Annotated in this window: 5 protein-coding genes; 1 reads left to right on the top strand and 4 read right to left on the bottom strand. The window is 65.5% G+C overall.

What is annotated here, in order from left to right; all coding sequences use genetic code 11:
* Nucleotides 1-1213, top strand: a 1213-nt coding sequence (gene der, locus ACIQ42_RS16120; RefSeq protein WP_397423264.1) for a ribosome biogenesis GTPase Der, incomplete at its 5' end; no start/stop codon positions are given.
* Here the strand turns inward: der and ACIQ42_RS16115 are convergent.
* The 4 genes from ACIQ42_RS16115 to ACIQ42_RS16100 form a co-directional block, all read right to left on the bottom strand.
* On the bottom strand, nucleotides 1161-1907 hold the full coding sequence (locus ACIQ42_RS16115; protein ID WP_397423263.1) for an SDR family NAD(P)-dependent oxidoreductase: 747 nt from the start codon (nucleotides 1905-1907) through the stop codon (nucleotides 1161-1163). The genes der and ACIQ42_RS16115 overlap by 53 nt on opposite strands.
* Nucleotides 1908-1918: 11 nt before the next feature.
* The gene (locus tag ACIQ42_RS16110; protein WP_397423262.1) at nucleotides 1919-2914 is read right to left on the bottom strand and encodes a bile acid:sodium symporter family protein; all 996 of its coding nucleotides are present in this window, start codon (nucleotides 2912-2914) and stop codon (nucleotides 1919-1921) included.
* Entirely contained in the window at nucleotides 2911-4398 is a 1488-nt protein-coding gene (purF, locus tag ACIQ42_RS16105) for an amidophosphoribosyltransferase (protein WP_397423261.1), read from the bottom strand. The genes ACIQ42_RS16110 and purF overlap by 4 nt, the downstream gene beginning before the upstream one ends.
* A partial coding sequence (locus tag ACIQ42_RS16100; protein ID WP_397423260.1) for a CvpA family protein occupies nucleotides 4395-4772 on the bottom strand: 378 nt, incomplete at its 5' end. The genes purF and ACIQ42_RS16100, both read right to left, overlap by 4 nt.

Raw genomic sequence — 4772 nt, 5'->3', positions numbered from 1 at the left:
CGTTCTGGACGGATACAAGCTGGGTCTGGGCGAGCCGATCCCGATCTCAGCCGAGCATGGCGAGGGGATGGCCGACCTCTATGGCGCCGTCGTCGGTCTGACGCTCGATCTGGAAGACGATGCCGATGAACTGTCGGGTGACGACAAGCCCGTCAGTATCGCCATTGTCGGTCGCCCGAACGCCGGGAAGTCGACGCTGGTCAACCGCCTGATTGGCGAGGACCGACTGCTGACCGGCCCGGAGGCCGGCATCACCCGCGATGCGATCCCCGTGGACTGGACCTGGGAGGATCGCGCGATCCGGCTGGTGGACACGGCGGGCCTGCGACGCAAGGCCAAGGTGCAGGCCAATCTCGAGAAGCTGTCGACCCACGACTCCATCCGGGCGATTACCTTTGCCGAGGTGGTTTTGCTGGTGATGGACGCCACCCATCCGTTCGAGACCCAGGACTTGCAGATTGCCGATCTGGTGGAGCGCGAGGGCCGGGCGCTGGTCTTCGTGCTGGCCAAGTGGGACCTCGTCGAGGATCCGCAGACCAAGCTCGCCGAGCTGATCGACGAGGCCCAGCGGCAGCTTCCCCAGGTCAAGGGTGCGCCCATCATCGCTCTGTCGGCGGAGACCGGCCGGGGCCTCGACCGGCTTATGCCGGCGGTCTTCAAGGCCCACGGCGACTGGTCCACCAAGGTGAAGACCCGCGATCTCAACGACTGGCTGAAGATGGCCGTCGAGCGCCATCCCCCTCCCGCGGTCGGCGGACGCCGGGTGAAGCCCAAATACATGGCCCAGACCAAGGCGCGACCACCGACCTTTGTGCTGTTCGCCAGCCGCGCGGACCAACTGCCGGATCACTACCGTCGCTATCTGGTGAACTCGATCCGCGAGAGTTTCGACCTGCCGGGCGTGCCGATCCGTCTGACCGTCAAGTCAAACAAGAACCCCTTCGCCGAGGGCGAGGAGAAAAGCGGTACAGGCCTGACACGTGCACGGCCTTCGGAGGCCAAGACGGGGCTTGCGGCGAAAACCCGACGCGCCGCCGCCGACCGCGCCAAGGAGGGCGCGGAGGGCAAGCCGAAGCTGTTCGGCAGGGCCAAGCCACAGGGTCCAAAGGCCAAACCCGGTAATCCTCGTGGACGTGCTGCGAAACTGATCCGGCCCGGCGTCAAGCCGAAGCGAGCGTCCCGGCCGTCTTCCAGTCCGAAAAGACCACGCTAGATTTCGGCAAGCCCAGGTCGGCCTGGGCCAGCTCCACGATCAGCGGGCCGATCTCGGAGGGATCGGGCAAGGTCTCGGGATCTTCGCCTGGCATCGCCTCGGCGCGCATACGGGTGCGCATGACGGACGGGTCAAGCAGCACGGCGCGGACGTTCGTCTGCTCCAGTTCGTCGGCCCAGGTTCGCACAAGATGCTCCAGACCGGCCTTGGTGACGCCGTAAGGGCCCCAGAAGGCCTTTGGCCGGATAGCGCGGCCGCTGGTCAGGAATATCGCCCGAGGGTGCTCAGCGGCTCGCAGAAGGGGCTCCATGCTGCGGATCAGACGATAGGAGGCGCTGAGGTTGACCGCGACCACGCGGTCCCAGTGTTGCGGCTCGATGTGACCCACCGGCGTCATCGGTCCAAGGATCGCGGCGGCATGAACCAGGATGTCCAGTCGTCCGAAGCGCTGGTGGATAGCCAGCCCTAGCTGATCAAGTCCATCGCCCTCGGCGATGTCCATGGGGACAAGAGTGGCTGGCGCTCCGGTCAGGGCGCGCACTTCATCGTCCAGGGCTTCCAGTGCGCCCGGCGTTCTGGCGACGGCGACGACGTGGGCGCCCGCAGCGGCAAGGGCGAGGGCGGCGGCGCGGCCGATGCCGCGGCTGGCGCCGGTCACGAGGGCGATGCGGTCGGAGAGAGGCAGATCAGACATGGACCGGGGTCTTAGCCGCTATCTGCGTGCGTGTCAGCGCGCGCGGCATACCGTTGAGCGATCGCGGCACAGGCCATCAGTTGAACCTGGTGAAAGATCATCAGCGGGATCAGAGCAACACCGGCGACGGCCGGCGAGAACAGCGCTGCAGCCATCGGCGCCCCGCTGGCCAGTGATTTCTTTGACCCGCAGAACACGATCGCGATTTCATCGGCCTTGTTGAAACCGAGCGCCCGGGCCAGGCAAGCCGTGATGACCAGCAGGGCGCCCAGCAGGACGACGCTCAGCAAAACCATTCGACCAATGTCGAGGCCGTCCAGCCGTGTCCAAACGCCTTCGACAACCGCCCCGGAGAAGGCGCCGTAGACCACCAGCAGGATGGAGCCGCGGTCGACCTTCGACAGGACCTTTGACTGCGCCGCGACCCAGGCCCCGATGTGGGGGCGCAGAAGCTGCCCCGCAACGAAGGGGGCCAGCAGTTGCAGGACGATAGCGCCGACAGATGCACCGCTTACGCCGCCCTGAGCCTGCAACAACACGGTCACCAGCAACGGGGTCAGGAACACGCCCAGCAGGTTCGAGGCAGAGGCTGCGGCTACGGCCGCCGGCACATTCCCCCGGGCAATTCCGACAAAGGCGATAGAGCTCTGGATCGTCGAGGGCAGACACCCGAGGAACACAATCCCGGCGGCCAGCGGGGCCGGTGTGATCCAGCCGGGCAGGGCGATCAGGCCAAGACAGAGCAAGGGAAACAGCCCGAAGGTCGAGCCCAACACCAGCAAGTGCAGCCGCCAGTGGGTCAGACCCCCGATCACCGCCTCGCGGGATAGCCGCGCGCCGTGCAGGAAAAACACCAGGGCGATCGCGGCCTTGGTGAACCACCCGAAGGCGGTCGCGAAATCACTGCGCGCTGGCAGCACCGAGGCCAGGACGGCCACGGCCAGGATGAGAACAAGATACCAGTCCAGTTTCAGGCGGGCGAACCACCCGGACCGCGCTCCGATCACGCGTCGACCAGGAACGAGAGCTGTCGCTCGACGAGTTCGTTGCGACCTTCGGCAATCTCGCGATCAAGCAAACGGGTGGGGTATTCGCCGGTGAAATAGTGGTCGGTGTACTGGGGATTTGCGGGATCGCGCACCGCGTCCATCGCCCAATAGAGCCCGTCGACCGACAGATAGCCCATTGAGTCTACGCCGAGAATCCGTGCGATCTCGTCCACGGAGTGGTTGGCCGCAAGCAGCTTGTCGCGGTCGGGCATATCGATACCGTAGTAGTCCGGCCACATGATCGGCGGAGAGGCCGAGCGGAGGTGAACCTCCTTGGCGCCGGCCTCGCGCACCATGCGGACTACGCGCACGGAATTCGTCCCGCGGACGATGGAGTCGTCCACGAGCAGTACCCGCTTTCCAGCCAGCACGGCGCGGTTGGGCGAAAGCTTCATCCGAACGCCCAGTTCGCGCTCACCCTGGGTGGGCTGGATGAAGGTGCGCCCGACATAGTGGTTGCGGATGATACCCATTTCAAACGGTACGCCCGCTTCCTGGGCGAAGCCTAGCGCCGCAGGCACGCCGCTGTCCGGAACCGGAACCACCACGTCGATGTCGGCAGGGCTTTCCTGCGCCAGCCGGCGACCCATGCGCTTGCGGACGTTGTAGACCGAGCGACCGTTCACCACGGAATCCGGGCGTGCGAAATATACGTACTCAAAGATGCAGGGTCGTGCCCGCTGGGCGGGAAAAGGCTTGAAGCTTCGGACGCCGGTTTCGTCAATGACCACCATCTCGCCGTGCTCGACATCCCGCACGAACGTGGCGCCGACCAGATCCAGAGCGCAGGTTTCGGACGCGAGCACCGACTTGCCGTCCAGGTCGCCCAACACCAGCGGGCGAATGCCGAGAGGGTCCCGAACGCCGACCAGTTTCTTGTTGGTGAGCGCAACCAGTGCATAGCCGCCCTCGATCTGCTGCAGAGCCTCGGTAAAGCGGTCAAGGAACTTTGCGCGACGCGATCGCGCGATCAGGTGAAGGATGGCCTCCGAATCCGATGTCGACTGGAAGATCGAACCCTCGGCGACCAGTTGCTCCCGCAAAGCGAGAAAGTTGGTGAGGTTACCGTTATGCGCCAGGGCAATGCCGCCCGCTTCAAGATCGGCGAACATCGGCTGGACATTGCGCAGGAAGCTGCCGCCGGCGGTGGAGTAGCGGGTATGGCCGATGGCATGATGCCCGGGCAGTCGCTTGTTGAGGTTCCCGCCGCCGAAAGCGTCCCCGACGTAGCCCATGTGGCGTTCCGTATGGAATCGCTGGCCGTCGAAACAGGCGATGCCGCAGGCTTCCTGTCCGCGATGCTGCAGGGCGTGAAGTCCGAGCGCGGTAATGCCCGACGCTTCGGCGACATCGAAAATGCCGAACACCCCGCACTCCAGGCGTGGCGTGTCATCGTCGGGGTCACGCTGCGGCTGGGCCCAATGGTCGTGGGACAGGGTCATCGTGAGCGCTCCGGGGGGGCGGCGACTGGGTTTGCTGGGGCCTCGTAGCCCTCTGTCGCGGTTCTGTCACGCGACCCGTCGCGAACGGCGCGATCAACGGCGGGTTTCATGCGACCGGCAAGGTCGAGACCCTTGGGAACGAGACTCTCGATCAGGCGGCCCATGTTGCCTGCCACGGGCCAGGTCTGCGCACCCGTAATCCACTTGGGACGCAAGTCCTGTGGCGTCGCGGCGTTGAACATCAGATAGAGCGCGCCCAGCACCATCAAACCGCGGCCGAGGCCGATCAGCAGACCAAGTGATCGGTCGAGGAAGCCCAGCATCTGTGTGCTCTGCACCTGTCGCGCGATGCCCGCGCCAATCAGGCGCAGGGC

The organism is Phenylobacterium sp. (assembly GCF_044372605.1).
In the GTDB taxonomy this organism is placed as follows: domain Bacteria; phylum Pseudomonadota; class Alphaproteobacteria; order Caulobacterales; family Caulobacteraceae; genus Phenylobacterium.
Note: the sequence above shows the minus strand (reverse complement) of the source record. Positions and strands in the feature narration are given on the sequence as shown.